Here is a 26641-nt window from a genome sequence, read left to right as displayed (position 1 = left end):
AACCCGGACCCTTCCTTGCCCTCCCCTATCCGCCTCATGCTGACAGTCCTTCTCGCCGCGCCCTTTGCCCTTGCGCTCGCCGGTTTCGTCTTCACCGCGTGGAAGACGCGCGCCATCGAACGGCAGTTCCCGAACGTCGGCGAACGCGTCGACGTGGGCGGCCTCACCATGAACAGCGTGTTCGTCCCGGCCGGTGCCACGGCCGACCTGCCACCCATCGTCTTCATCCATGGCGCGAGCGGCAACCTGCGCGACCCGATGCATGCCTTCCGGCAAAAGCTTGAGGGGCGGGCGGACCTGCTGTTCCTCGACCGGCCGGGCCACGGCTACTCGGACCGGGGCGGACCGGAGAACGCCTGCCCGGACGGGCAGGCCAACGCCATCGCGCGGCTGATGGACAAGCGCGGCATTGGCAAGGCGATCATTGTCGGCCATTCCTTCGGCGGTGCCACGGCCGCAAGCTTCGCGCTGGGGCACCCGGACAAGACAGCCGGCCTGCTCTTCCTCGCGCCGGCAACCCATCCCTGGCCCGGCGGCGTCGACTGGTACTATGATCTGGCGAAGATGCCGGTCATCGGCTGGCTGTTCACCCGCATCGCGGCGCTACCCGCCGGCCTGTCGCGCATTGAGACCGGCACCCGTTTCGTCTTCGCCCCGAACCCGCGCCCGGACGATTACATCGAAGCCACAGCCCCCGCACTCGTGCTGCGGCCGGCCACCTTCCGCAACAACGCAATCGACGTCGCGAGCCTGCTTGACTATGTCGGCCGCGTGCAGCCGCGCTACCACGAGATTCACACGCCCACGGTCATCGTCACCGGGGACAAGGATGGCGTCGTCTATGAGGAAATCCACTCCCGCGGGCTGGCGCGCGACATCGCGGGATCGGAACTCGTCTGGATCCGCAATCTCGGGCACAAGCCGGATTACGTCGTGACCGACCTTGCCATCGAAGCGCTTGAGAAGATCGCCGGCAAGGATCGCGACCTCCAGGAATCAGCAAGGCGGGCCGAAGCCCGCCTTGCAAAGGATCATGAAGAGTAAAACAACTCCGATCAGACGCCGCTGACACCGTCGGCGCCGATATAGGCGATGCGCAGCATGTTCGTCGCACCCGGCGTGCGCAGCGGAACGCCGGCCGAAACGATGATGCGGTCGCCCGGCTTGCCGAATTCTTCCGCAACGACGATGCGGCAGGCGCGGTTGACCATGTCGTCAAGATTTTCCGCGTCACCCGTGACGACGCAGTGCAGACCCCAGACGACCGAGAGGCGGCGTGCCGTCTCGATGACCGGCGACAGCGCCAGGACCGGTACTTCCGGCCGCTCGCGCGCGGCGCGCAGGCCCGTCGTGCCCGATGAGGTGTAACAGACGATAGCCGACAGCTTCAGCGTTTCGGCGATCTGGCGGGCGGCGAGCGAGATGGCATCGGCGCCCGTGGCTTCCGGTGCTGCGCGCTGGGCATAGATGATGCCCGGATAATGCGGGTCGCGCTCAACCGTGCTGGCGATCGAGGCCATGGTGGAGACCGCTTCGACCGGATAGTCGCCCGAGGCGGACTCGGCCGAGAGCATGACGGCGTCCGCACCTTCGAAGACGGCGGTTGCGACGTCCGACACTTCGGCGCGGGTCGGCACCGGTGCGGAAATCATCGATTCCAGCATCTGCGTTGCGACGACCACCGGCTTGCCGGCACGGCGGCAGGCGCGGATGAGCTGCTTCTGGATGCCGGGAACGGCTTCCAACGGCATTTCCACACCGAGATCACCACGCGCCACCATCAGCGCGTCGGAAAGCTCGATGATCTCGTCGATACGCTCGACGGCCTGTGGCTTTTCGATCTTCGACATCAGGCCGACGCGGCCGCGCGCGATCTTGCGCACTTCGACCAGATCTTCCGGACGCTGGATGAACGAGAGCGCAACCCAGTCGACGCTGCCGGTCGCAAGCACGGCATCGAGATCGATGCGGTCCTTTTCCGTCAGCGCACCGACGCCGAGAAGCGTGTCAGGCAGGCTGACGCCCTTGCGGTCGGAAATCTTGGTGCCGGAGACGACCGTGCAGACGATCGACTTGCCATCGGACGATTCGGCGCGCAGGTGCAGCTTGCCGTCGTCGATCAGAAGGCGATGGCCGGGCTTGACTGCCTCGAGGATTTCCGGATGGGGCAGGTAGACGCGGTTGTTGTCGCCGGGCTCGTCCTTGTTGTCGAGCGTGAAGGTCTGGCCGGGCTTCAGCTCTTCCGAACCGTTGGCGAACTTGCCGACGCGCAGCTTCGGGCCCTGAAGGTCGGCGAGGATGCCGATCGGCCGGCCGCAGCGCGCTTCGACCGCACGAATGCGGCTGATCAGCGAGCGCATCACATCGTGGCTGGCATGGCTCATGTTGATGCGGAACAGGTCTGCTCCCGCCTCATGCAGCTTCTGGATCATCTGCTCGTCAGACGATGCCGGCCCGAGCGTGGCGAGGATTTTGACTTTTCTGTTCCGTCTCATCAGTTCTGGCTCTCCTGCGTCCCTGGCGTATCGGAAAGCTGTACCATCCAGCTTCCCTGCCGTCCTGTGTCATATTCCTTGAAGCCCATGCGCTGGAACCCGCGCGCGAAGCAATCCTCGACGCCGGTGATCTTGAACTCGTTTTCGGCGACGCACATGTTGACGTCCCCGGTCCAGCGGCCGCCGCGGGCGGCGTCTTCGGCATAGAGGTAGTAATAGCGCGACTGCAATTCGCCCTCGATCAGCGTGGCGCAGGTCGTTGCCGGCACCTGCCACCAGCCTTCGGTCATCCAGCCTTCCTTGGCGCGATAGCCGATGGCAACGCCGACAAGGTTTTGCGTACCGTTGCAGACACGGAATTCCGCCTTCGCCTCATCCGGAACGGAAAGGGCGAAGAAGCCCGCAAACAGGAAAAGCCCAGCCTGGAAAAGGCGGCTGGCTTTCGGGAAAAACGGGCGATAGCTCTTGGTTCTCACGGCTTCCGATGGAACTCCGTTGATTTGAATAAGCGCTTTCTTGCGACGCCGGGGCATGAATGTCAACGCAACATCAATCGATTACATTTTCACAAAAGGAGAAGGAATCTTTCTGCAACCGCAGGCTCCCGAACCTTGCGAGCCGGGTCGCCTCATGCAATCAGTCGCAGGCGCAGCGCACAATCGGCAAAAGACATGCACGACCATTCCCCTTTCGAGATCATTGACGGCGACACGGGTCTCGGGCTCGTCGTTCTGGCAGACCATGCCACCAATCTTCTTCCTTCGCGTTACGGCCGGCTCGGCCTGCCGGACAGCGCTTTCGAACGCCATATCGCCTACGATATCGGCGTCGAGGGCGTGGTGCGCGGCCTGAACGCCCGGCTGAACGTGCCGGTCGTCATGAGCCGCTTCTCCCGCCTGCTGATCGACCCCAATCGCGGTGAGGACGACCCGACGCTCGTCATGCGCATTTCCGACGGCGCGATTGTTCCAGGCAACCACCCAATCACATCAGAAGAATGGCAATACCGGCTGGAAAGCTTCCACCGCCCCTATCACGATGCCGTGTCCCGCACGATCGGCGCGGTGGCAAAGAAGACCAACAAGGCGCCGCTCGTCATCTCCATGCACTCCTTCACACCCGCCTGGAAAGGCGTGGCGCGCCCCTGGCAGGTGACGGTTCTCTGGGATAGCGACCACCGCGCCGTCCGTCCCCTGCTTTCCGAACTGGAAGCGCTCGGCGACGTCGTGGTGGGCGACAACGAGCCCTACGACGGCGCACTGCGCGGCGACACGATGTTTCGTCACTGCATGAAGCCCGGCATCGCGCATGCGCTCATCGAAATCCGGCAGGACGAAATCGGCAGTGATGCCGGCATTGCAAACTGGGTCGAGCGGCTTGCCCCCATCCTCGGCCGGTTGAACGCCGACGAGACCCTGCACACATACGAGATATTCCCCTCCCGCACCGGGCCCTATTGAGCCCCGAGGACGAGACGATGAGCGATCTGAGCAAAGAGCAGCAGACGGAATTTGAGGCGGCGGCGTTCCGGCGCCTCGTGAACCATCTGCGCGAACGCAGCGATGTGCAGAACATCGACCTGATGAACCTTGCCGGCTTCTGCCGCAACTGCCTGTCCAACTGGTACCGCGACGCGGCAAACGAGGCGGGCGTTCCGCTCGACAAGGAAGCCTCGCGCGAAATCGTCTACGGCATGCCCTATGAACAATGGCGCGAACGCTACCAGCGCGAGGCGAGCGATGCCCAGAAAACAGCTTTCGAGGTCAACCGCCCGAAGGAATGACGCCGCGTGCGGGAAAATCCTTAGCGTATTTCCGCTTTTCTTCGAATCGCGAAAAAGCTCTACCTCTTTGTTTTTACGCAATTCCCGACGCAAGACCGCTACGCACTTTTGCTGGGATTGCTCCAGGCAACGCGCGATAGGCCTTGATCTTGCCGGAAGTTCGCGGCAAGTCACGGCACCTTTGAATTTCTAGCCTATCCAAGGAGAACATCATGTCGGATGCCCACGGCGTCGCACGCGACCAGCTTCGCGCATTCATCGAGCGCATCGAGCGTCTCGAGGAAGAAAAGAAAACCATCGCAGACGACATCAAGGACGTCTATGGCGAAGCCAAGGGCACCGGCTTCGATGCCAAGATCCTGCGCAAGGTCATCCAGATCCGCAAGCAGGACAAGGACGAGCGCATGGAGCAGGAAGCGATCCTCGACACCTACCTCCAGGCCCTCGGCATGCTCGAACTGCCGACGGAAGCTGAATAAGCGTCTCGCGAAGCACCCAAAGAAAAACCCCGCCGGATCGCTCCGGCGGGGTTTTTTATTGGATTGTTTCCGGCGCTTAGTTTTCGCGGCCTTCGAACTTGCGGACTTCCATGAAGTTGACCGCAGTGCCGCTGAAGCGGCCGGCATCGATCGACTTCTCCTCCGGCTGGAAGCCGGCCATGTAGACGGTGGTCGGTGCAGCCCGCAGTTTCCGGCTGACGAAGCGCGGTGCTTTGACCGGCTTGGACAGCGTCGCGACGCGGTCCTGGGTCAGCGCCCACTTCGAGAGAATCTTCTGGTTCAGCTTCGGCTCGGTGCGGATCGCGCCGCGGCTTGCCGCGTCAGCATCCTTCTTCTTGGGGCGACCGCCCTTGGACGCCGTCTCCTCGGCAGGCTTGCCGTCAAAGGCATCGAGGCCGGCAATCGAACGGCTACCGCTGTCTCGCGTCGAAACGAGCGCTGCCATCTCGACCGGATTGCCCTGCGTCTCGCCCACCGTCGGGTCAGCGAGCGCCGCAAGGCCGGAGCGATCGGCAGACCGCGGCAGTGCCACATCCGCTTCCGCAGCCGCCATCAGCGCCGTCTGCGACTGGTCCAGCTCGACCTGCGGACGCAGGCCCGGAACGGGAACCATGGCCAGTTCTTCGGCATCCTCGACCGCCGCCTCGGCAGTCATGACAGCGCCAGCCTGAGCATCGCCCGGCACGGCGTCGCCGGCCTGGTTGCGTGCACCAAGCGTGACAGGAACCGGGATCTTATAGGAGGCAAGGTCCTCGAATTCAGGCTTCTGCTCTTCAACCGTCGCCGCTTCGAGGGCCGCAACGGCGCCGCTCGTCGTTGGGGCAACAAGCGCAAGCTCGCTGGTCGTCGTCTCGGCGGCCTTGAAGGCCGGACGGCTGCCTGGAACCGGCGCGGTGAACGCCAATTCCGTTTCGGCCTCGGTCGCGATCGGCTTCTTGTCTTCAACGGCTTTCGCCGTCGCACCGCCCGATGCACCACCTTCATCGAAGGAATCGGCAATCGTGACGTTGCTGCTTGCAATCATTTCGGGTTCTTCATCCTCGTCGCCACCACCGCCGAAGAGCGCAGCAAGGAAGCCGCCCTTGCGCTTGGATGCGCTCGGCGTCGAGCCGCCACCGGCAACCTCGATGGTGTTTGCGCCGACGCGACGCTTGTAATCCGCAACCGCCTGCTGGTAGCCCGGCAGCGGCTTGCCATCGGTCGGCAGGTGCATGGTCTTGCCGTCCGGGAAGATGCGGGTGAGTTCCTGGCGGCTCATGCGCGGCCAGGCGCGCACGCTGCCGACGTCGAGATGCACGAAGGGCGAACCGGACGTGGGATAATAACCGACGCCGCCGACCTGGAATTTGACCGCGGTGGCGCGCAACGTCGCGAGCTTGACGCCCGGAATATAGAAGTCCATCGCCTTGCCGAGCATGTGCTGGCTCTTCTTCGCGACACCCTTGGAACGCGAACGCAGCATGCCGTTCGTCGCGGGCGAGCGATAGGCGGAGACGACGTTGATGTAACCCGTGCCGCCAGCCTTGGTGTAGACTTCCCACACGAGGTCGAAAAGCCGCGGATCCATCTTCGTCGGCTCGTTGCGGCGCCAGTCGCGCAGGAACGTATTGAGCTGCTTCAGGCCGCGCTGGTCATAACGGCCATTGCGCTTGAAGGTGATCTCGGCCTTTTCCTTGGTATGGATGAAATAGAGCTTGAGCGTGCGGTTGCCGCTCTCGGCCTGAACCGTCGCGGGAAAGGCCGTGGGCAGAATGAGGGCGGCAGAAAGCACGGCCGTAGACAGCGCCTTGGGCAGCTTGTGCAACAGTGCTTTGCAGAGGCTGCGCAGGGAGGCCCCTGGGCGCTTCATCGATGCGAACAAATTTGCCAACTCTTTCCCCGTCCGAAGGACAACGAACGTCCGTTATCCCAAATGACTGCCAATTGCGGTGAGAGCATGGCAAATCCGCCACACTCGTCATCCCGCACCCGTTATAGTGAACAATCCACTAACAGGAAATAAACGGCAATCGAGAAATCGCAAGTGGCCGGGATTCCAAGGGTTTTTACGCAGCTTCTTTCACAGGATTGTCTGGGTCGATGCCATAGTCCTTCAGTTTGCGATAGAGAGTCGAACGGCCAATGCCCAATTTTCGGGCAACCTGGCTCATCTGGCCATGATAAAATTTCAGGGCAAAGCGGATCAATTCCTCTTCCACTTCGGCCAGTTTGCGCACATGGCCGCCCTTGTCGACGCTGAGAATGGCGTTGTCCGGGCCGGTATCGGCGCTTGCTGATTCGGCCGGCCGGAAATCCGGATAGACGCTCGGCAGGCGGGATTCCGAACCGGGATCGGGCAGGCGCTGGCTTGTCGCCTCCCAGGTGATGGCACCGTCTTCGGCGAGCCCATAGCCCGGAACCTGCGCGGCGATCTGCGGGAAGTCGGCCGCATTCAGCTCGGCACCCTCCGACAGCACGACGGCGCGGAAGATCGCGTTTTCGAGCTGGCGAATGTTGCCCGGCCAGTCATAGGAGGTCAGCAGCGCCATGGCGTCGGCGGAAACACCGAGCGGGCGGGCAAGCTTCTGCTCGCCGGCAAAGCGCTGCACGAAGGCGCGCACGAGAACCGGAATGTCCTCCTTGCGCTTGCGCAGCGCCGGAATGGTGATCGGGAAGACGTTCAGGCGATAATAGAGGTCTTCGCGGAAGCGGCCTTCGCGCACCTCGTTGATGAGGTCGCGGTTGGTCGCGGAGATGAGGCGTACGTTGACCTTCTGCGGGAAGCGCGCGCCGATCGTCTCGATCTCGCCCTGCTGCACCGCGCGCAACAGCTTCACCTGCACCTCGAGCGGCAGGTCGCCGATCTCGTCGAGGAACAGCGTGCCGCCATCGGCTTCCATGAATTTGCCGGTATGGCGCTCGGTCGCACCGGTGAAGGCGCCCTTCTCGTGGCCGAACAGGATGCTTTCGACCAGATTGTGCGGGATAGCACCGCAATTGACGGTGACGAAGGGCTTGTGTGCCCGCTCGCTCGCCGCCTGGATGGCGCGAGCCACCATTTCCTTGCCGACGCCCGATTCGCCTTCCAGCACAACCGGAATGTTCGACTGTGCGGCGCGGCGGCCGAGTTCGATGACACGCAGCATTTCGGGGCTGGCCGAAACGATGTCGTCGAAATGCACGCTCTCGGTGCGGTTGCGGCGTCCGCCGCGGCTGCGACCTTCGCGCTGGTCCATCTTCAAGGCATTGCCGACGGCAACACCGAGACGTTCCGGCGAAACCGGCTTCACCACGAAATCGAAGGCGCCGGCGCGCATGGCCATGACGACCGTCTCGATGCCGCCCTGCCCGGTCTGCACGATCACGGGAATGGTATTCTCCCGCTCGGCGAGCGCGTCGAGGAAAGCCGAGCCGTTCATTTCCGGCATCATCAGGTCGAGCAGGATCACATTGATCAGGCCGCCCTTGCGATCGAGCATATCAAGGCCGGCACGGCCGTTTTCCGCCATATGGGCGACATGGCCGGAGCGCTCGATCATGTTCTTCAACAACCGGCGCTGGACAGGATCATCGTCGATGACAAGAATATGGGCCGTCACTGGAACCTCCTTGCCTCTAGACATGCATCATGCATGCCCAAGGGAACTGAACACCAGCGAACCTTGGCAGAAAGGGTTGAACATGCCGTTTTGAGAAAGGCTTGCATTTTAACCATTGCCGACGCAAGCAAGGCGACCGATCCGACCACCTGGAAGAGAGATGGAATATGACCCGAAATTTTGTTGAACCCCGTATCGACTTCGCACCGGCCGACGCTGCCGCTGCCGCCGAGCTGGGCGATCTTCCGGGCTGGAACCTCGGTGATCTCTACCCCTCGCAGGCCTCGCCGGAATTCCAGAACGACATGAAGAAGGCGGAAGCGGATTCGCTCGCCTTCGAAGCCAAATGGAAGGGCAAGCTGGACGCCGCGACGGAAAAGACCGGTGACGACGGCATCGGTGCCGCCGTGCGCGAATTCGAAGCACTGGAAGACGTGATGGGCCGCATCATCTCGTTTGCCGGCCTTACCTATTTCACCAACACGACCGATCCGGCAAACGGCAAGTTCTACGGCGACATGCAGTCGAAGCTCACCGATCTCGGCGCGCATCTCCTGTTTTTCTCGCTTGAACTCAACAGGATAGCGGATGACCGCATTGACGCGGCGCTGAACAATGATGCGCTTGCGGGACACTATCGCCCGTGGATCGAGGACCTGCGCAAGGACAAGCCCTACCAGCTCGACGACAAGACGGAGCAGCTCTTCCTCGAAAAGTCGATGACGGGTGCGGCCGCCTGGAACCGGCTCTTCGACGAGACCATGGCGTCGCTGCGCTACACGATCGACGGCGAAGAAGTGCCGCTGGAAATCGCCCTCAACCAGCTCCAATCGCCCGATCGCGACGCCCGCCGCGCGGCGGCGCAGGCGCTGGCCGCCACCTTCAAGGAAAACATCCGCACCTTCACGCTGATCACCAACACGCTCGCCAAGGACAAGGAAATCTCCGACCGCTGGCGCGGTTTCGCCGATATCGCCGACAGCCGGCATCTCGCCAACCGCGTCGAGCCCGAAGTCGTCGCAGCCCTCGCCGCGGCCGTGCGCGAAGCCTATCCGCGCCTCTCTCACCGCTATTATGCGATGAAGGCGAAATGGCTCGGAATGGAGCAGATGGAGTTCTGGGATCGCAATGCGCCCCTTCCCGAGACATCCGACGCGACAATCTCCTGGGACGAGGCGCGCGACACCGTGCTGTCAGCCTACGGCGCCTTCGCGCCTGAGATGGCCGACATTGCCAAGGACTTTTTCGACAAGGGCTGGATCGATGCGCCGGTACGCCCCGGCAAGGCGCCGGGCGCCTTCGCGCATCCGACCGTGCCGTCTGCGCACCCCTATGTGCTCGTCAACTACATGGGCAAGCCGCGCGACGTGATGACGCTCGCCCACGAACTCGGCCATGGCGTGCACCAGGTGCTCGCCGGCGGCCAGGGCGCGCTGATGGCCTCGACGCCGCTGACGCTTGCCGAAACCGCCTCCGTCTTCGGCGAAATGCTGACCTTCCGCAGCCTGCTCGACAAGACGAAGGACAAGCGCGAACGCAAGGCCATGCTCGCCCAGAAGGTCGAGGACATGATCAACACGGTCGTGCGCCAGATCGCCTTCTATGAATTCGAGCGCAAGCTGCACACCGCCCGCAAGGAGGGCGAACTGACCTCCGACCAGATCGGTGACCTCTGGCTCTCCGTGCAGGAGGAAAGCCTCGGCCCGGCGATCCGGATTTCCGAGGGTTACGAGACCTACTGGGCCTACATCCCCCACTTCATCCACTCGCCCTTCTACGTCTACGCCTATGCCTTCGGCGATTGCCTGGTGAACTCGCTCTACGCCGTCTACAGCCAAGCCGACGCGGGCTTCCAGACCAAGTATTTCGACCTGCTCAAGGCCGGCGGCACCAAGCATCACTCGGAGCTCCTGAAGCCGTTCGGCCTCGATGCCAGCGATCCGTCGTTCTGGAGCAAGGGACTGTCGATGATCGAGGGGCTGATCGACGAGTTGGAAGCGCTTGATAAGGCCTCCTCTTAGAAGAAGCCGGACGCCCGCATGACCGACCGCGAACGCTATGTGCTCCTCAGGGACGACCGCGAGGATCGGACGGTGGTTTTCGCCGATCCGATCGCGGTCGTCACCGTGCGCGACCGCGCCGGCTTCGAGCCCGCCTTTGCGGCCCTGCAGGCGGCGCACGAAAAGGGCCATTGGATCGCCGGCTTCATGAGCTATGAGGCCGGCCATCTCTTCGAAGAGAAGCTAGCCCCGCTGGCCATCGAAAACCGGCCGACGCCGCTAATGAGTTTCGGCATTTTCGAAAAGCCGGCGAGCGACCATCCGCTGACGAAGCCGCGCCAGCGCACCGAGAACGAGCCTTTTCTCACCGAGCCGAAAGCCCAATGGGATTTCGAGACCTACCGCAGCCGCTTCGACCGCCTTCACCAGCATCTGCGACAAGGCGATTGCTACCAGGCGAACCTCACCATGCCGATCCGCGCCCGCTGGACGGGCGACCCGCTCGCCGCCTTCTGGTCGCTGATCGAGCGCCAGCCGGTGCGCTACGGCGCGTTCGTCTCGCTCGACGGGCCGCAACTGCTTTCCCGCTCGCCGGAACTGTTTTTCGATATCGACAGGGACGGCTGGATCGAGACGCATCCGATGAAGGGCACGGCGCCGCGCGGCGCCAATTCGGCGGAGGATGTCAGGATCATCGCCGCCATGCAGGCCGACCCCAAGTCGCAGGCCGAAAATCGCATGATCGTCGACCTGCTGCGCAACGACATCTCGCGCATCACCGAGGTCGGCACGCTTCATGTGCCAAAACTCTTCGCCGTCGAGACCTACCCGACCGTGCACCAGATGGTGAGCCATGTGCGGGCGAAGCTCACGCCCGGCACCTCGATCCGCGACATCTTCGCCGCCCTCTTCCCCTGCGGCTCGATCACCGGCGCGCCGAAAATGCGCGCCATGGAAATCCTGCACGACCTGGAGGACGGCCCGCGCGACGCCTATTGCGGCGCTATCGGCATGATTGCGCCGGATGGCACCATGCGTTTCAACGTCGCGATCCGCACGATCTCGCTCTACGAAGACGGCGAAGCCATCTTCAACGTCGGCGGCGGCATCGTCTTTGATTCAACCGCAGAGTCCGAATACGAGGAAGCCCTGCTGAAGGCGCGCTATGCGGTGGGGGATCAATGGATCTCTCGCTGATCGAGACCTTGCGCTGGGAGCCGGACGTTGGCTTTGTGCGGTTGGAGCGGCATCTGGCTCGGCTTGCCCAATCGGCAAGAGACTTGAAGCTCACGAACAGCGAACAAGCACGCGATGCGCTGACCGCGGCCATTCCGACCCATGCATCAGCCGCTCTGCGCGTCCGCCTCGAACTGTTTGCGGACGGTCGTATAGACGTGCAGACAGCCGCGTTCACCCCTCTCGCCTCCGACGCGACATGGCGCCTGAAGGTCGCCACCACCCGCCTCGCCTCCACCGACCCGCTGCTGCGTCACAAGACCTCCCGCCGCGCGGCCTACGCTGCGGCCCGCGCCGAATTCTCGGCAACGGAGGCCGATGAGGTGATCCTCGCCAACGAGCACGGTGAACTCTGCGAGGGCACCATCACCTCGCTCTTCCTCGACGATGGTTCAGGCACCCTGAAAACGCCGCCACTCGCTTGCGGCCTGCTCGCCGGCATATTGCGGGAAGAACTGCTCGAAAGCGGCAAGGCCGTTGAGCAGGTCCTGCGGCCGGAGGACCTTGCCCATGGCATGGTTTTCGTCGGCAATTCTTTGCGCGGACTGATCCCGAGCGAGCGTGCAGGTTGACACGTAGTTAGCCGCCATACTATACGGCGACTTATGAACATTGAACAAAAACACCGCGCCATGCTTGAGGAGGCGCAGCGCCGAGGCCACTCCGGTGTCGGCGAGCTTCGACTTTGTTTTGAATTGCTGGCGCTGACCGCCGCAATTGATCGCGATTGTGCCGCGCGCCTGGCCCCGCACCAATTGTCCGAAGGCAGGTTTGTCCTGCTGTTCCTGTTGCGGGGCAAGCCGGACGGACTTTCCCCGCATGAGTTGGCCGAACGGGCAGGCGTGACGCGCGCAACGATAACCGGGCTTCTCGATGGCCTGGAACGGGACGGTTTCCTGACCCGTCATCATGCGACCGACGATCGCCGCAAGATCACGGTGCGCCTGACGGAGAGAGGCGAAACGACGGCCGCTGCCCTTTTCCGCCAGCATGCCGAATGGATCGACTCGCTTTTTTCGGATCTGAGTACCGATGAAAGCCGACTGCTGAGCACATTGCTCGATCGTATCTGGCAGAAGACCGACGCCGCGACCCGGCAGGAGCACAGTCTCCCCCCGACAAAACGGACAATCACTTGAATCTGCAAACACGCGCTCCGGTCCATCAACCGCGACCGCTGACATGGAAGAACATTGCATGACGCACTATCTGGCCGAACTCTACACGCCGAAACCCGCATGGCTGGCTCTCGGCGCGCAAGACCGGCAGAGCTTCTTCGCTGGCATCGGCGCCGGCATGGCCGGATTGTCGGCTCTCGGTGTCGAGCCGATCGCTCTCGGGGAGGTTGACGCAAAGGTTCCGCATGCCCCGCCGCAAAGCTTTTTTGCCCTGTGGCGCTGCCCCGACGAAGCAGCGCTCGGCGCACTTGTCTCCGGCATCGCAGCATCCGGATGGCACGACTATTTCGAAACCATCAACGCAGGCGGCGCGGGAACCGATCTGCTGGGGCACCTGGCACAACTCGCTGCCGTGTGAGAATCGCAAGACCGATTGAAGCGCGACCCGGCGTGGTTTGGACGATCGTCCACCGAATCGCATTCCTGGCCGGGTCGCGTGAAAGCTCCTCGCGTAAATCCAGCCTGGCAAGCAGAGCCCTGTCGTCAAACGGGCATTAAGAATATCGCTGCCGAAGACAGCGCTCTCCCTTTATTGTGACAGAAAACTGTGCTCTAGCGCTGTCATATTATGCTATGGGGCCCTCAGAGGCCCTGTTTTTGCGAAAAGCGGGCCGTCCGCAGGAGAACCAAATGGCAGACAGCACCTATCCGGTACATGGCGAAATCACCGGTCCGATCGTGATGATCGGTTTCGGCTCCATCGGGCGCGGCACGCTGCCGCTGATCGAGCGCCACTTCAAGTATGACCGGAACCGGCTGATCGTCATCGAGCCGCGTGAAGACGCTGCCGACGCCGAAATCTACGCCCGCCACGGCGTGCGCCACGTCAAGGCGCATGTCACCAAGGAAAACTACAAGGATATCCTGAAGCCGCTGCTCACCGAAGGCGACGGCCAGGCGTTCTGCGTCAACCTTTCCGTCGATACGGGCTCCGTCGACCTGATCAAGCTCTGCCGCAAGCTCGACGTGCTCTACATCGACACGGTCATCGAACCCTGGCTCGGTTTCTACTTCGACAAGGATATGAAGAACGCCGACCGCACGAACTATGCGCTGCGCGAAACGCTTCGCCGCGAGAAGGAAAAGCATCCGGGCGGCACCACGGCCGTTTCCACCTGCGGTGCAAATCCGGGCATGGTTTCCTGGTTCGTCAAGCAGGCGCTGATCAACCTCGCCAAGGATCTCGACCTGAAGGTCGAAGAGCCGGCGCAGGACGACCGCGAAGGCTGGGCCAAGCTGATGAAGAAGGTCGGCGTCAAGGGCGTGCACATCGCCGAGCGCGACACCCAGCGCACCAAGAACCCGAAGCCGTTCAACACCTTCTGGAACACCTGGTCGGTCGAAGGCTTCATCTCGGAAGGCCTGCAGCCAGCCGAACTCGGCTGGGGCACGCACGAAGAGTGGATGCCGAAGAACGCCAAGAAGCACAAGAAGGGCTGCAAGGCCGGGATCTACCTGGAACAGCCCGGCGCAAACACGCGCGTGCGCTCCTGGTGCCCGACGCCCGGCCCGCAATACGGCTTCCTCGTCACCCATAACGAGTCGATCTCGATTGCCGACTACTACACGGTGCGCGACAAGGACGGTGACGTCACCTACCGCCCGACCTGCCACTATGCCTACCATCCGGCGAACGATGCCGTGCTGTCGCTGCACGAAATGTTCGGCAATGGCGGCCATCAGCAGCCTGTCCTGCACGTTCTCGACGAGAACGAACTGGTCGACGGCGTCGACGAACTCGGCGTGCTGCTCTACGGCCACGACAAGAACGCCTACTGGTATGGTTCGCGCCTGTCGCTGGAAGAAACCCGCCGCATCGCTCCCTACCAGAACGCAACCGGCCTGCAGGTGACCTCCGCCGTGCTCGCCGGCATGGTCTGGGCGCTTGAAAACCCGAAAGCCGGCATCGTCGAGGCCGACGAGGTCGATTACAAGCGCTGCCTCGAAGTGCAGACGCCCTATCTCGGCCCGGTCGAAGGCCACTACACCGACTGGACCCCGCTCGAAGGCCGCCCGGGCCTCTTCCCGGAAGACCTCGACACGAAGGATCCGTGGCAGTTCAAGAACGTTCTCGTTCGCTGAACAGCACGATAAAACCCGAATGCAGACGCCCGCGGCAAACCCGCGGGCGTCTTCGCTTTCAATGGGATAATGCCCGCTCGCCGGGCAGCGCGTCTTGCTTTCGCCGCCTCTTCGCGGCATGGTCTGGCGAATTGGACAGGTGGTTCGCCCCGCCGTGACCCTGGGAGATGCGAATGAAGCCGATCACAGCCCTCAGCCTGCTGGCCGCCGCCGTGGCACTTACCGCGTGCCAATCGGACCGCGCGCCACGCGACTTGCCGCCTGTCCGCCAGCAGCAGACTGGTGTGGATGGCGCCTGGGTTGATCCGAACGGCATCGTTTCCACCTTCGCAAGCGGCACGTTCACGACGCGCACGACCGACACCAACCAGCTTCTCGCATCCGGCACCTACATTAAGACCTCGCCGACGCTGGTCGAGATCAACATGACTTCGCTGGTACGCAACACGCAATCAAAGGTCAATTGTGCGCTCGTCAGCCAGAGCCAGCTCAACTGCACGACCGCCGAAGGCGCACAGTTCTCGCTCGCCCGCCGCGCCTGAACGACGGCACCATCCGGATCAAAGGGCCGCAAGGCCCTTTTTTCGTTTCCGCGCATAAACAGGCGATCGGCTCAGCCCGCCGTCTTTTCTCTTGAAGTTGCCCGCGACCGGTGAAAACATCCACCGGCCGGCTGTCATGTTTCCAGTTTACCCAGGAACGGACAGGCCTTCCCGCGCCGCCGGCAGCGGGCAAACAAGGAGAACAGGACCATGACGATTTTCCGATCCGGCCTTCTGGCCGCCTCCCTTATCGCGCTCTCCAGCGGCTCGGCGCTTGCCGATTACGAGCTGAACATCCTGCATATCAACGATCTGCATTCCCGCATCGAGGCAATCAACAAGTTCGATTCGACCTGCTCGGCCGAGGAGGAAGGCAAGGGTGAATGCTTCGGCGGCGTCGCGCGCCTCAAGGCTGCGATCGATGCCCAGCGCCAGGCGTTGACCGGCAAGAATGTGCTGCTGCTGAATGCCGGCGACAATTTCCAGGGCTCGCTGTTCTACACGACCTACAAGGGTGCGGTGGAAGCCGAGTTCCTGAACCTGATGAAGTTCGACGCCATGACCGTCGGCAACCATGAATTCGACGACAGCGAGGACGGGCTGGCGACCTTCCTCGACAAGGTGCAGTTCCCGGTCGTCACCGCCAATGTTGCGGCCAGCGCAAGCTCGAAGCTCGGCGACCGTATCAAACCGTTCATCGTACTGGACCAGGGCGGCCAGAAGATCGGCATTGTCGGTGCCGTGGCAAACGACACGGCGGAACTCTCCTCCCCCGGCCCGAACGTGCTGATCGGCGACGACGTCGCCGACATTACCGCCGCCATCGGCGAGCTGAAGAAACAGGGCGTCAACAAGATCATCGCGCTCACCCATGTCGGCTATCCACGCGACCTGGCGGCAATCGCCAAAATCCCGGATGTCGATGTCGTGGTCGGCGGCCATACCAACACGTTCCTTTCCAACACCTCGGACAAGGCGGATGGGCCCTACCCGACGCTGGTCGACAATCCCGGCGGCTACAAGGTGCCCGTCGTGCAGGCCGGCGCTTATTCGAAATATCTTGGCAACCTGAAGGTCGTCTTCGACGACGCCGGCGTCGTGAAGGCATCGTCCGGTGAGCCGATCCTGATCGACAGCTCCATCAAGCCGGATGAAGCCGTGCTGGCCCGCATCAAGGAACTCGGTGGCCCGATCGAGGAACTGAAGAACAAAATCGTCGCCGAGAGTGCCTCGCCGATCGACGGCTCGCGCGAAGTCTGCCGTGCGGCCGAATGCGCCATGGGCAACCTCGTGACGGACGCCATCCTTGACCGCACCAAGGCCCAGGGCATGACGATCGCCATCACCAATGGCGGCGGTCTGCGCGCCTCGATCGACGGCGGCCCGGTTTCGATGGGCGAAGTGCTCTCGGTGCTGCCGTTCCAGAATACCGTCGCGACCTTCCAGCTCAAGGGCTCGGATATCGTCGCTGCCCTCGAGAACGGTCTCGGCCAGATCGAGGAAGGCGCCGGGCGCTTCCCGCAGGTCTCCGGCATGAAGTATTCCTTCGACAAGTCGAAGCCACCAGGCAGCCGCGTCGTCTCCGTCGAGGTCAAGGAGGGCGACGCCTTCGTGCCGCTCGATCCGGCCAAGACCTATGGCGTGGTCTCGAACAACTACATGCGCTCGGGCGGTGACGGCTACTCCGTATTCGCCAAGGCCGGCATGAACGCCTACGATTTCGGCCCGAACCTCGAACTTGTCGTTGCCGATTATCTAGCCGCAAACCGCCCCTACAAGCCCTATACGGACGGCCGCATCACCGAGGTCGCGGCTGCCACGGTCGTTGAAACCCCGGCAACCGCCGAGACCGCAACCAGCACCGAGGCCAAGCCAGCCACGAGTGAGACAGCAACCTCCACGGACACGGCGGCAAAATCCGTCGAAGGCGCTGCGACAACGGGTGAAGCTGCGTCCGGATCTGCCACCACCGCGACCGGTTCGGAAGCCACGACGACGGCATCCGACACCGCGGCGACGACGACCGCCGGCGGCAAGCATGTCATCGCCCGCGGCGACACGCTGTGGGATCTCGCCAAGGCCGCCTATGGCGACGGTACGCTGTGGCGCAAGATTGCCGAGGCCAACAACAATCCGCGGCCGCGCGCGCTGCATATCGGCACGGAGCTGTCGATCCCGACCAAATAAGGACAATTTGTCTCCACTTTTTCTGCCGGTCCGGGCTTTCCCGGGCCGGCATTTCTTTTTAGAACGATTCTGAACCAATCGGCTGCTACCGCGTAGAAGCGCTATGACCGACACCCCGCACGCACAGGATCGCCCCATGCAGGACCTCGCCGCAAAGCCCGCCAGCCACCCGCCCGTCAAGCACGGCAAGGTGGGTGTGCTGCTCATCAATCTCGGCACGCCTGACGGCACGGACTACACCTCCATGCGCCGCTACCTGAAGGAATTCCTGATGGACCGGCGCGTCATCGAATGGTCGCGCCTCGCCTGGTATCCAATCCTGTTCGGCATCGTGCTCAACACCCGTCCCGGCAAGGTCGGCAAGGCCTATGAGACGATCTGGAACAAGGAAAAGAACGAGAGCTTTCTGCGTACCTATACGCGCAGCCAGGCCGAGTTGATGGCAAAGGCGCTTGCCGAACATTCCGAGGTCGTCGTCGACTGGGCCATGCGTTACGGCCAGCCGTCGATCGCGTCCCGCATGGACTACCTCCAGAAACAAGGCTGTGAGCGCATCCTGGTGTTCCCGCTCTATCCGCAATATGCGGCAGCGACCACTGCGACCGTCAACGACAAGGCCTTCGAGACGCTGCTCAAGCTGCGCTGGCAGCCGGCGCTGCGCACCGTACCGCCCTATCACGACGATCCGGACTATATCGACGCGCTCGCCGTCTCGATCGAAAAACACCTGGCGACGCTCGACTGGGAGCCGGAGCGGGTGCTCACCTCCTTCCACGGCATTCCGAAGAGCTACTTCGAGAAGGGCGACCCCTATTACTGCCAGTGCCAGAAGACCACGCGCCTGCTGCGCGAACGACTCGGCTGGTCCGAAGAGAAACTGATGATCACCTTCCAGTCCCGCTTCGGACCGGAAGAATGGCTGCAGCCCTATACGGACAAGACCGTGGAAAAGCTCGCACAGGACGGCATCAAGCGCATCGCCGTGCTCAATCCCGGATTCGTTTCCGACTGCCTGGAGACGCTGGAAGAGATCGCCGAGCAGGCCGCTGAAAGCTTCCACCACAATGGCGGCGAGAAATTCACGCACATTCCCTGTCTGAATGACTCTCCGGAAGGCATGGCCGTGCTGGAAAAAGTCGTGCGCCGGGAACTCGGCGGCTGGGTTTGATCGATAAATCTTGTTCCCGTCCAAATAGACTGGCGTCGCGGCCCGTATTCCTTACAGTGGCGCCGCGCCGCATCTAAAGCGTTCGCACGCTTTAGCTTTTGGATTGACGCTTGTCGCTGCCGCAACCGCTGTGCACCGACCTGCTTTTGGGGAGAACGCCATGAATTTGGCCGGATTGGATATCGTCGTCATCGCCCTCGTGGTCCTGGTCATCCTGATCCTGTTTGCCGGGATCAAGACGATCCCGCAGGGCTATCAGTACACGGTGGAGCGCTTCGGCCGTTATACGCGCACGCTTGAACCCGGCCTCAATCTGATCGTCCCCTTCATCGACCGCATCGGTGCGAAGATGAACGTGATGGAGCAGGTGCTCGATATCCCGACGCAGGAAGTCATCACCCGTGACAATGCCAGCGTCGCAGCCGACGGCGTCGCCTTCTATCAGGTGCTCAACCCCGCCCAGGCCGCCTATCAGGTCGCCAATCTGGAAAATGCCATCCTCAACCTCACCATGACCAACATCCGCTCGGTCATGGGCTCGATGGATCTCGACGAACTGCTCTCCAACCGCGACGTGATCAACGACAAGCTGCTGCGCGTCGTCGACGAAGCCGCCAATCCCTGGGGCATCAAGATCACCCGCGTCGAGATCAAGGACATCGCGCCGCCGAAGGATCTCGTCGATTCGATGGGCCGGCAGATGAAGGCCGAGCGCGAGAAGCGCGCGCAGGTGCTGGAAGCCGAGGGCGCGCGCAACGCGCAGATCCTGCGGGCTGAAGGCGCAAAACAATCCGCGATCCTCGAGGCCGAGGGCCAGCGCGAAGCCGCCTTCCGCGACGCCGAAGCCCGCGAACGCCTCGCGGAGGCCGAAGCCAAGGCAACGAAGATGGTGTCGGAGGCGATCGCCGCCGGCAATGTGCAGGCGATCAATTACTTCGTCGCGCAAAAATACACCGAAGCCATGGCCGCGATCGGCAAGGCCCCGAACTCGAAGATCGTGCTGATGCCGATGGAGGCCTCCGCGCTCGTCGGCTCGCTCGGCGGCATCGGTGCGATCGCGCGGGAAGTGTTCGGTGACGGCTCGGCGCCTGCCGGCACCCCGGCGCGCACACGCCAGGCGACGTCGGCCGCGACCACCACAGCCTCGACGCCTGCCTTCCGCAACCCGTTTGATCCGACGTCGCAGGGAAGCTGAGCATGATCCAACGCATCGTCACCGAACTCGGCCCCTGGGCCTGGTGGGTGCTCGGCATCGTCCTGCTGATCCTCGAAGTGCTGATGCCCGGCGTCTTCCTCGTCTGGATCGGCATCGCGGCGATCGTGACGGGTGCCCTGTCGCTTCTCCTGTGGGAGCAGACGTTCTGGGCCTGGCAAGTGCAGTGGTTGGTCTTCGCGGTGCTGTCGCTGATCGCAGCCGTCATCGGCAGACGCATCGTCAGCGCCCGTGGACAAGTGACCGACCAACCGCATCTCAACCAGCGCGGCCAAAGCCTCATCGGCCGCACCGCCACGCTGGAGCATCCGATCACCGAAGGCCGCGGCCGCATTCGTCTCGACGATACGATGTGGAGCGTTCAGGGACCGGACCTGCCGGTCGGCGCGCGCGTGCGCGTCACGGCCAGCAATGGCCGTGATCTCATGGTCGAGGCGATCTGAGAAGGCTCAGGCGACGCCGATCCGGAGCAAGTCGTGGAAGTGCACGATACCGATGGGGCGGAAGGTCTCGTCGGTGACGATCAGCGCCGAAATGTTGTGCTGGTTCAACAAGCCGAGGGCAGCGGTCGCCAGTGTCGTCGGCTTCACCGTCTTCGGGCTGCGCGTCATGATATCGTCGACGTCGAGCTCGGCGAGGTTGCGCGAGAGATTGCGCGCTATGTCGCCGTCCGTCACGATACCGACGAGGGTGCCGTCGTCATCGATGACGCCAACGCAGCCATAGCGCTTCTGCGCAAGCAGCATGACGGCATCCGGCATCGAGGTGCCGAGCGCCACGAGCGGCATGTTTTCGCCGCTGTGCATGATGTCGCCGACATGCGACAGGCTCGCCCCCAGCTTACCGCCGGGGTGGAAGGTCTTGAAATCCGTTGCCGTAAACCCGCGCGCCTCGAGAAGGGCGACGGCGATCGCATCGCCAAGCGCGAGCTGCATCAGCGTCGATGTCGTGGGCGCCAGTCCGTGCGGGCAGGCTTCCTGCGCCTTCGGCAGCAGCAGCAGCGTATCGGCCTCGCGCGCCAGCGCCGAGCGCTCGCCCGAGGTCATGGCGATCAGCGGGATCGAGAAGCGGCGGGAATAGGAAACGATGCCTTGAAGTTCGGCGGTCTCGCCGCTCCAGGAGATGGCGAGGATGACGTCGTCGCGCGCGATCATGCCGAGGTCGCCGTGATTGGCTTCCACGGGATGCACGAAGAAGGACGGCGTGCCGGTCGAGGCGAAGGTCGCTGCGATCTTCGCGCCGATATGACCGGACTTGCCGATACCGGTGATGACAACGCGTCCGCTGATGTCGCCGATCAGACGCACGGCCTCACAGAAGGCGTCGTAAAGGCCGCCTTCAAGGGCTGCCGAAAGGGCAACAAGGCCGGCTTTTTCTGTTTCAACGGTCCGTAGCGCGGAGGCGATGGCGCCGTCGCTCTCGATTTTTGCCTGTCTTTTGATCATGCGCCTCGTTAACGCTTTTGCAGGGAACTGTCCATGCACGAATGAAGGCAGAGCGTTACCGCGAGTGAATCGCCAATAGCAACCAAGCGTTAACCACGACGGTTTACGTTCGTTTAGGAAATTCTCGAGGATTCGCAGGCCCATCATGGCATTGGCAAATGGAATGGATCGCGGAGCAGCACAGCTCCGCCTGTCGCGGCGGGTGGCCGGGCTTTTGCTCGCCGGCACCGTGCTCGCGTCCGTTCCGGCCTTCGCACAGGAACAGACGCCCGCTGATCCCACCGCCTTGACCGACCCGCTTGCCCTGCCGCCCGCCGATGGCGGCGATGCTACGCCGGATACCGCCACCACCACGAACAGCGTTCCGGCCCTGACCGACGAACAGCAGGACGCCCTCGCCACGGCGGCCGACGATGGCGCGGTCGGCCGTGTCGGGAGCGAGACGGAACGGCTGAACGCGCCGGAAGGCAGCGTAGGCGGTGCCCGCAGCGCGTTCGGCGATCCCTATGAGCCGACCGGCATCCGGCTCGGCAGCTTCGTGCTGCGGCCGTCGGTTTCCCAGGGCATCGGCTACGAGAAGACGAAGGTCGGCTCGTCCTCCACCAGCCGGACCTTCTCCACGACGGGGTTCCGGGGATCGTTGACCTCCGACTGGTCGCGCCATCAGTGGACCATCGACGCCGAGGGCGTCTATCAGCGAAACATCAGCGGTGTGGGCGAAACCGAGCCGGAGTTGCGCATCAACAGCGACCTGAGACTGGACCTCAGTGGCGACACGATCGCCAATCTCACGGCCGGCTACAGCTTCGAGCGCGAAAGTACGACGGACCCCAATGCCATCAACGGCGCGAGGTCCACGGTGCACGGTTTCACCGGCGGCGCGCGTGTGACACGGGATTTCGGGTTGATCCGCGGCACGATCGGCGTCGATCTCCAGCGCGAAGTCTATGGTTCCGCGACAGCCTCCAATGGCACCAGGTTCGTCATGTCGGATCGGAATTATACCGAAGGCACGTTGACCGGCCGCATCGGCTATGAACTCTCGCCGGCCCTGATCCCCTATCTCGAAGCCTCGGTCGGCAAGTCGATCTATGACGAGAAGCGCGATCGGGAAGGCTTTGCCCGCTCCTCCTCCACGCTCGGCGGTCGTGCCGGCATGGAAATCGATCTCGGGGAAAAGCTGCGCGGCGATCTCGGCATCGGCTTCAAGCGCGCGACGTTCGAAGACCGCGACCTAGCGGCAATCGAGGCGGTGACGATAGACGGTTCGGTCTTCTGGTCGCCGCGGCGCGGCACGGACCTGCGTCTCGGCTTGCGCTCGGAAATCGAACCGTCGACCACGGCCCTCGAGAGCGGTTATGTGACCTACGAAACGAATGCCGAACTGACGCACGAACTGCGCGACAACTTGGTCGCGCGCCTCAGCGGCATCTATACGTGGCGTGATTTCTCGTCGTCAGCGACCGAAGACCAATATGTCTACCAGATCGGCACCGGCCTCACCTGGAACCTCAATCGCTGGCTGGCGATGACCGGCGACGTGTCCTACGAACTGACCAAGCAGTCCGGCGCATCCGACACCGGCATCACGCGTGCCGGTATCGGTCTCGTTCTGCGCCGCTGACCTTTACTTCAGCTTGGCGACTAGGTCCTTGAGCGGCCCTTCCACCGAGGGGCGGATGTCCGCGCGGGCAAGGGCGAAGGCGATGTTGGCGAGAATGAACCCGTCCTTCGCACCACAGTCATAGGTCTCGCCGCGGAAGTGGTAGGCGGCGAACGCCTGGTCGCCCGCAAGCTTCACCATGGCATCGGTGAGCTGGATCTCGTTGCCGGCACCGCGCTCCTGATTGGCGAGGATCGGGAAGATTTCCGGCTGCAGGATGTAGCGGCCGTTGATGAAGAAGTTGGAGGGTGCCGTGCCCGGCGCCGGCTTTTCCACCATCTTGGTAATGGCAAAACCATCGCCGACCTTCTCGCCGACGCCGACGATGCCGTATTTGTGGGCCTGGTCGGGCGCGCATTCCTCAACGGCGATGACATTCGCACCGCTGTGCTCGAAAAGCTCGACCATGCCCTTCATGCAGCCCTTCTCGGCCTTCATGATCATGTCGGGCAGAAGAAGTGCGAACGGCTCGTTGCCGACCAGTTCGCGGGCGCACCACACGGCGTGGCCGAGACCGAGCGGTTCCTGCTGGCGGGTAAAGCTCGTCGAGCCGGCGACCGGCAGGATGCTTTCGAGCAGCGTCAGCTCGGCCGTCTTGTTGCGCTGGCGCAGCGTCTGTTCGAGCTCGACCTGGATGTCGAAATAATCCTCGATGACCGCCTTGGAGCGGCCGGTCACGAAGATCAGGTGCTCGATGCCGGCGTCCAGCGCCTCGTCGACCACGTACTGGATCACCGGCTTGTCCACGACGGTCAGCATCTCCTTCGGCACGGCTTTCGTTGCCGGAAGGAAGCGCGTGCCGAGGCCCGCCACTGGAAAGACTGCTTTGCGAACCTTACGTGTCTGGGACATTATTCACCTCTTTGAGCCCGTTACCCTCATGGTCAGGGCGCATCTGTGCCGGAATAGAAGCCAATTGCTATTTTTTTGCAAAGGAAGACGAGACAAAAGTTTGATGGTAAAGAATTTGTTGACTTCGTTTTTATAAGTTTTGCGTTCAGCCGGTGGTTTCAAGCCATCGTACCGAAATTTAAGAAACGGACATGATAGCCGATGACCCAGAATCTGAAGACCGTTCTGCGCCGATCTGCGCTCACCCTCCTTCTCTCGGCCGGGCTTTTCGCCCAGGCCGGCGTCGCGCGCGCGGACGCCCGCTTCCAGAAGTGGGTCGCCGATTTCTACGCGACGGCAGCCGAGGCCGGCATCACCAAGTCGACCTACCAGAAGGCGTTTTCCGGCGTCAAGACACCCGATCCCGACGTGCTGGAGAAGGCGGCCTACCAGCCTGAATTCAAGCACAAGATCTGGGACTATCTCGACTCGCGCGTCAACCCCTACACGGTACGCATCGGCCAGGAGATGGCGGCAAAACACGGCCGCACGCTGGCAGCGCTTGAGCGCCATTTCGGCGTCGACCGCAACATCCTGCTCGCCATCTGGTCGATGGAATCGAACTACGGCGCAGTGCTCGAGAAGAGCGAACGGCTGCATTACGTGCCGCGCGCGCTGGCAACGCTTGCCTATGCCGACAAGAAGCGTGCGAAATTTGCCCGCACGCAGCTGATAGCCGCCCTCAAGATCATCCAGCGCGGCGACATCGATGCTGCCGACATGACCGGATCCTGGGCTGGCGCGATGGGCCACACCCAGTTCATTCCGACGAGCTACCTGATCTATGCCGTCGATGCCGACGGCAATGGCCACCGCGACATCTGGAACTCCGTGCCGGATGCGCTGGCGACCGCCGCGAACCTGCTTGCCAAGAACGGCTGGCAGGCCGGCAAGACCTGGGGCTACGAGACCATCGTGCCCAAGGGCGGCAGCAAATATTCCGGCCAGACGAAGACGCTCGCCCAATGGGCGAAGCTCGGCTTCACGCGTCCGAACGGCAGCGGCTTCAAGAACGGCGCCGACCGCGCGGAACTGAAGCTACCGGCCAATGGCGGCCCGGGCTTCCTGATGACCAAGAACTTCTTCGTCATCAAGCGCTACAATGCCTCCGATTCCTACGCCATGGGCGTCGGTATGCTGGCAGACCAGCTCGCCGGCTATAGCGGCGTCAAGCAGCGCTGGCCGCGCCCGGACGGCACGCTCGACATCACGGAAAAGTTCGAGCTTCAGACCCGCCTTAAGGAGCTTGGCTACTACGAGGGTGAGGTCGACGGCAACTTTGGCTCCGGCTCGAAAGCCGCGATCCAGGCCTTCCAGAACCGCATGGGCCTGGCGGCGGACGGAGAGCCAAGCCAGCAGCTTCTCAAGGCGCTGCGCCGCTAATATCGGCCTGCTATGAGATCAGGGGCGCTGCGGCGCCCCTTTTTGCTGTCGGCCGCTTCCGTTCGCCGCCTGCTTTTGCCATCATGCCGCCACCGAAATCCTTCAGGATCGCGGTGGAGGCTGGAGTTCATGAGCATGAAGACGATAGTGCGGTTCGTACGCCTGGGCTTTGCCCTCGCCGTCTCGGCAAGCGTCGTCGTGACCGCTATGCCGGCCATCGCGCAGGAGCGCACCGAACGCAAGACGATCCTCCAGCTGCTCTTCGGTACACCGAAGCGCAAGGAGGTGATCCGCGAACCGGAAATCAGGAAGCCGCGCACCGTCACGCGCAAGAAGAGACAGCCGACGGCCGTCGTCGCCAAGCCGGCGCCGGTCGAGATCGAAAAACTGCCAGACGCCAAGGTCGTGCTGGTCGTCGGCGACTTCATCGCCGGCAGCCTAGGCGAAGGTCTGGCCACCGCCTTCGAGACAACGCCCGGCATCGTCGTCGAACGCCACACGAACGGCTCCTCCGGCATCGTGCGCGATGATTATTACGACTGGCCCGCTTCGCTTCCCGGCCTGATCGCCGAAACCAAGCCCGCCCTCGTGGTCATCAGCATGGGGGCCAACGACCGCCAGCAGATGCCCGTTGCAGGGGAAAAGGAAAAATTCCGCTCCGAGGCGTGGACGAAGGAATACGAGGCGCGTGTCGCCCTGCTTGCGACCCTGGCGCGCGATAGCGGCAAGCCAATGCTCTGGGTCGGCATGCCGGCCTTCCAGTCCTCTGCGCTCACCGCGGACATGACCACGCTCAACACGATCTACCGCGCAAGCGTCGAGAAGACGGGCGGCGAATTCGTCGATATCTGGGATGGCTTCGTCGACGAGAACGGCAAGTTCGTGACCTCTGGCTCCGATATCAACGGTCAGCAGGTGCGCCTGCGCGGCTCGGATGGCATCAACTTCACGAAGGCCGGCAAACGCAAGCTCGCCTTCTACGTCGAAAAGGAAATCCGCCGCTTGCTGGGGGATGCCGCCGCAGACGGCCCCGGCCTGCAGGGCGACCTTAAGGATCTCGTGGTCGCCACACCCCCGGTCGAGGATGCGGAGATTACCAAGACGCAGCCGATCAGCCTTGCCGACCCGGCGCTCGACGGCGGCACCGCCCTGCTCGGCGGCGTGACGACCAAGGGTAATGGCAAGAGCCTGCGCGAAAAGCTGGTCGAGAAGGGCGAGATCGCCGATGCGCCGCTCGGCCGCGTCGACGATTTCCGTCTGGACAAGACCGCGACGCCTTGATCGAGCGGCTTAAAAT

General features: G+C 62.9%; 24 protein-coding genes. 18 read left to right on the top strand and 6 right to left on the bottom strand.

The window, feature by feature from the left end; translation table 11 throughout:
• Positions 1-36 precede the first annotated feature (36 nt).
• The gene (locus BSY16_RS19300) at positions 37-1044 is read left to right on the top strand and encodes an alpha/beta fold hydrolase (RefSeq protein ID WP_069061178.1); all 1008 of its coding nucleotides are present in this window, start codon (positions 37-39) and stop codon (positions 1042-1044) included.
• Between the two features lie 11 nt (positions 1045-1055).
• On the opposite strand, the gene pyk is transcribed toward BSY16_RS19300, so the two are convergent.
• Both pyk and BSY16_RS19290 read right to left on the bottom strand, forming a co-directional pair.
• Positions 1056-2495, bottom strand: coding sequence for a pyruvate kinase (gene pyk, locus BSY16_RS19295; protein ID WP_069061177.1), 1440 nt, complete (start codon positions 2493-2495; stop codon positions 1056-1058).
• Positions 2495-2905 carry a DUF1036 domain-containing protein gene (locus BSY16_RS19290; RefSeq protein ID WP_493101824.1) on the bottom strand — a complete coding sequence of 137 codons (411 nt, stop codon included), beginning with the start codon at positions 2903-2905 and terminating at the stop codon, positions 2495-2497. Before BSY16_RS19290 ends, pyk begins: the two co-directional genes overlap by 1 nt.
• 261 nt (positions 2906-3166) lie before the next feature.
• Here BSY16_RS19290 and BSY16_RS19285 point away from each other — a divergent pair, with 261 nt between their 5' ends.
• From BSY16_RS19285 to BSY16_RS19275, 3 genes are all read left to right on the top strand, one after another.
• The gene (locus BSY16_RS19285) at positions 3167-3955 is read left to right on the top strand and encodes an N-formylglutamate amidohydrolase (protein ID WP_069061176.1); all 789 of its coding nucleotides are present in this window, start codon (positions 3167-3169) and stop codon (positions 3953-3955) included.
• A gap of 17 nt (positions 3956-3972) precedes the next feature.
• Positions 3973-4278 carry a DUF1244 domain-containing protein gene (locus BSY16_RS19280; RefSeq protein ID WP_069061175.1) on the top strand — a complete coding sequence of 102 codons (306 nt, stop codon included), beginning with the start codon at positions 3973-3975 and terminating at the stop codon, positions 4276-4278.
• 212 nt (positions 4279-4490) lie between these two features.
• Positions 4491-4757 (top strand): DUF2312 domain-containing protein, encoded by a 267-nt coding sequence (locus BSY16_RS19275; protein WP_069061174.1) that lies wholly within the window; start codon positions 4491-4493, stop codon positions 4755-4757.
• Positions 4758-4833: 76 nt separating this feature from the next.
• On the opposite strand, the gene mepK is transcribed toward BSY16_RS19275, so the two are convergent.
• Positions 4834-6648, bottom strand: a complete 1815-nt coding sequence (gene mepK, locus BSY16_RS19270) for a peptidoglycan L,D-endopeptidase MepK (RefSeq protein WP_069061173.1) — start codon at positions 6646-6648, stop codon at positions 4834-4836.
• 175 nt (positions 6649-6823) lie between these two features.
• The gene (locus BSY16_RS19265; RefSeq protein WP_069061172.1) at positions 6824-8356 is read right to left on the bottom strand and encodes a sigma-54-dependent transcriptional regulator; all 1533 of its coding nucleotides are present in this window, start codon (positions 8354-8356) and stop codon (positions 6824-6826) included.
• A 167-nt stretch (positions 8357-8523) separates the two neighbouring features.
• Between BSY16_RS19265 and BSY16_RS19260 the strand changes: the two genes are divergently transcribed.
• From BSY16_RS19260 to BSY16_RS19210, 11 genes are all read left to right on the top strand, one after another.
• Positions 8524-10377, top strand: coding sequence for a M3 family oligoendopeptidase (locus BSY16_RS19260; protein WP_069061171.1), 1854 nt, complete (start codon positions 8524-8526; stop codon positions 10375-10377).
• Between the two features lie 18 nt (positions 10378-10395).
• Positions 10396-11553, top strand: coding sequence for an aminodeoxychorismate synthase component I (locus BSY16_RS19255; protein ID WP_069061170.1), 1158 nt, complete (start codon positions 10396-10398; stop codon positions 11551-11553).
• Positions 11538-12164: an aminotransferase class IV family protein gene (locus tag BSY16_RS19250; RefSeq protein ID WP_069061169.1), complete on the top strand. Its 627-nt coding sequence runs from the start codon at positions 11538-11540 to the stop codon at positions 12162-12164. The genes BSY16_RS19255 and BSY16_RS19250 overlap by 16 nt, the downstream gene beginning before the upstream one ends.
• 33 nt (positions 12165-12197) lie before the next feature.
• Complete coding sequence (locus BSY16_RS19245) at positions 12198-12731, top strand: MarR family winged helix-turn-helix transcriptional regulator (RefSeq protein WP_069061168.1); 534 nt, start codon at positions 12198-12200, stop codon at positions 12729-12731.
• Between the two features lie 58 nt (positions 12732-12789).
• Entirely contained in the window at positions 12790-13128 is a 339-nt protein-coding gene (locus tag BSY16_RS19240; RefSeq protein WP_069061167.1) for a DUF6616 family protein, read from the top strand.
• Between the two features lie 272 nt (positions 13129-13400).
• Positions 13401-14852 (top strand): homospermidine synthase, encoded by a 1452-nt coding sequence (locus tag BSY16_RS19235; RefSeq protein ID WP_069061166.1) that lies wholly within the window; start codon positions 13401-13403, stop codon positions 14850-14852.
• Positions 14853-15025: 173 nt separating this feature from the next.
• Positions 15026-15394: an outer membrane lipoprotein Omp10 gene (gene omp10 / locus BSY16_RS19230; protein ID WP_069061165.1), complete on the top strand. Its 369-nt coding sequence runs from the start codon at positions 15026-15028 to the stop codon at positions 15392-15394.
• A gap of 210 nt (positions 15395-15604) precedes the next feature.
• The gene (locus tag BSY16_RS19225; RefSeq protein WP_069061164.1) at positions 15605-17581 is read left to right on the top strand and encodes a 5'-nucleotidase C-terminal domain-containing protein; all 1977 of its coding nucleotides are present in this window, start codon (positions 15605-15607) and stop codon (positions 17579-17581) included.
• Positions 17582-17717: 136 nt separating this feature from the next.
• Positions 17718-18749 carry a ferrochelatase gene (gene hemH / locus BSY16_RS19220; RefSeq protein ID WP_069061630.1) on the top strand — a complete coding sequence of 344 codons (1032 nt, stop codon included), beginning with the start codon at positions 17718-17720 and terminating at the stop codon, positions 18747-18749.
• Positions 18750-18909: 160 nt separating this feature from the next.
• Positions 18910-19944 carry an SPFH domain-containing protein gene (locus tag BSY16_RS19215; RefSeq protein WP_069061163.1) on the top strand — a complete coding sequence of 345 codons (1035 nt, stop codon included), beginning with the start codon at positions 18910-18912 and terminating at the stop codon, positions 19942-19944.
• Positions 19945-19946: 2 nt separating this feature from the next.
• Positions 19947-20405, top strand: coding sequence for an NfeD family protein (locus BSY16_RS19210; protein ID WP_069061162.1), 459 nt, complete (start codon positions 19947-19949; stop codon positions 20403-20405).
• Between the two features lie 6 nt (positions 20406-20411).
• On the opposite strand, the gene BSY16_RS19205 is transcribed toward BSY16_RS19210, so the two are convergent.
• The gene (locus tag BSY16_RS19205; protein ID WP_069061161.1) at positions 20412-21407 is read right to left on the bottom strand and encodes a KpsF/GutQ family sugar-phosphate isomerase; all 996 of its coding nucleotides are present in this window, start codon (positions 21405-21407) and stop codon (positions 20412-20414) included.
• Positions 21408-21552: 145 nt separating this feature from the next.
• Between BSY16_RS19205 and BSY16_RS19200 the strand changes: the two genes are divergently transcribed.
• Entirely contained in the window at positions 21553-23031 is a 1479-nt protein-coding gene (locus BSY16_RS19200; RefSeq protein WP_069061160.1) for an outer membrane beta-barrel protein, read from the top strand.
• Between the two features lie 3 nt (positions 23032-23034).
• Here BSY16_RS19200 and galU read toward each other — a convergent pair whose 3' ends face one another.
• Positions 23035-23922 carry a UTP--glucose-1-phosphate uridylyltransferase GalU gene (gene galU / locus BSY16_RS19195; RefSeq protein ID WP_069061159.1) on the bottom strand — a complete coding sequence of 296 codons (888 nt, stop codon included), beginning with the start codon at positions 23920-23922 and terminating at the stop codon, positions 23035-23037.
• A gap of 201 nt (positions 23923-24123) precedes the next feature.
• Between galU and BSY16_RS19190 the strand changes: the two genes are divergently transcribed.
• Entirely contained in the window at positions 24124-25344 is a 1221-nt protein-coding gene (locus tag BSY16_RS19190; RefSeq protein WP_069061158.1) for a lytic murein transglycosylase, read from the top strand.
• Positions 25345-25479: 135 nt separating this feature from the next.
• Positions 25480-26625, top strand: coding sequence for an SGNH/GDSL hydrolase family protein (locus BSY16_RS19185; RefSeq protein WP_286157155.1), 1146 nt, complete (start codon positions 25480-25482; stop codon positions 26623-26625).
• Positions 26626-26641: the final 16 nt, after the last annotated feature.

This window comes from Sinorhizobium sp. RAC02, assembly GCF_001713395.1.
Lineage (GTDB): Bacteria > Pseudomonadota > Alphaproteobacteria > Rhizobiales > Rhizobiaceae > Shinella.
This window is presented reverse-complemented; position numbering and strand designations above follow the sequence as displayed.

Coding starts and splice junctions, on each gene's coding strand:
- BSY16_RS19200 (WP_069061160.1), top strand. CDS start 21,553: ATGGCATTGGCAAATGGAATGGATCGCGGAGCAGCACAGCTCCGCCTG.
- BSY16_RS19240 (WP_069061167.1), top strand. CDS start 12,790: ATGACGCACTATCTGGCCGAACTCTACACGCCGAAACCCGCATGGCTG.
- BSY16_RS19225 (WP_069061164.1), top strand. CDS start 15,605: ATGACGATTTTCCGATCCGGCCTTCTGGCCGCCTCCCTTATCGCGCTC.
- hemH (WP_069061630.1), top strand. CDS start 17,718: ATGCAGGACCTCGCCGCAAAGCCCGCCAGCCACCCGCCCGTCAAGCAC.
- BSY16_RS19280 (WP_069061175.1), top strand. CDS start 3,973: ATGAGCGATCTGAGCAAAGAGCAGCAGACGGAATTTGAGGCGGCGGCG.
- galU (WP_069061159.1), bottom strand. CDS start 23,922: ATGTCCCAGACACGTAAGGTTCGCAAAGCAGTCTTTCCAGTGGCGGGC.
- BSY16_RS19260 (WP_069061171.1), top strand. CDS start 8,524: ATGACCCGAAATTTTGTTGAACCCCGTATCGACTTCGCACCGGCCGAC.
- BSY16_RS19285 (WP_069061176.1), top strand. CDS start 3,167: ATGCACGACCATTCCCCTTTCGAGATCATTGACGGCGACACGGGTCTC.
- pyk (WP_069061177.1), bottom strand. CDS start 2,495: ATGAGACGGAACAGAAAAGTCAAAATCCTCGCCACGCTCGGGCCGGCA.
- BSY16_RS19300 (WP_069061178.1), top strand. CDS start 37: ATGCTGACAGTCCTTCTCGCCGCGCCCTTTGCCCTTGCGCTCGCCGGT.
- BSY16_RS19205 (WP_069061161.1), bottom strand. CDS start 21,407: ATGATCAAAAGACAGGCAAAAATCGAGAGCGACGGCGCCATCGCCTCC.
- BSY16_RS19245 (WP_069061168.1), top strand. CDS start 12,198: ATGAACATTGAACAAAAACACCGCGCCATGCTTGAGGAGGCGCAGCGC.
- omp10 (WP_069061165.1), top strand. CDS start 15,026: ATGAAGCCGATCACAGCCCTCAGCCTGCTGGCCGCCGCCGTGGCACTT.
- BSY16_RS19185 (WP_286157155.1), top strand. CDS start 25,480: ATGAAGACGATAGTGCGGTTCGTACGCCTGGGCTTTGCCCTCGCCGTC.
- BSY16_RS19255 (WP_069061170.1), top strand. CDS start 10,396: ATGACCGACCGCGAACGCTATGTGCTCCTCAGGGACGACCGCGAGGAT.
- BSY16_RS19190 (WP_069061158.1), top strand. CDS start 24,124: ATGACCCAGAATCTGAAGACCGTTCTGCGCCGATCTGCGCTCACCCTC.
- BSY16_RS19215 (WP_069061163.1), top strand. CDS start 18,910: ATGAATTTGGCCGGATTGGATATCGTCGTCATCGCCCTCGTGGTCCTG.
- BSY16_RS19235 (WP_069061166.1), top strand. CDS start 13,401: ATGGCAGACAGCACCTATCCGGTACATGGCGAAATCACCGGTCCGATC.
- BSY16_RS19250 (WP_069061169.1), top strand. CDS start 11,538: ATGGATCTCTCGCTGATCGAGACCTTGCGCTGGGAGCCGGACGTTGGC.
- BSY16_RS19275 (WP_069061174.1), top strand. CDS start 4,491: ATGTCGGATGCCCACGGCGTCGCACGCGACCAGCTTCGCGCATTCATC.
- BSY16_RS19210 (WP_069061162.1), top strand. CDS start 19,947: ATGATCCAACGCATCGTCACCGAACTCGGCCCCTGGGCCTGGTGGGTG.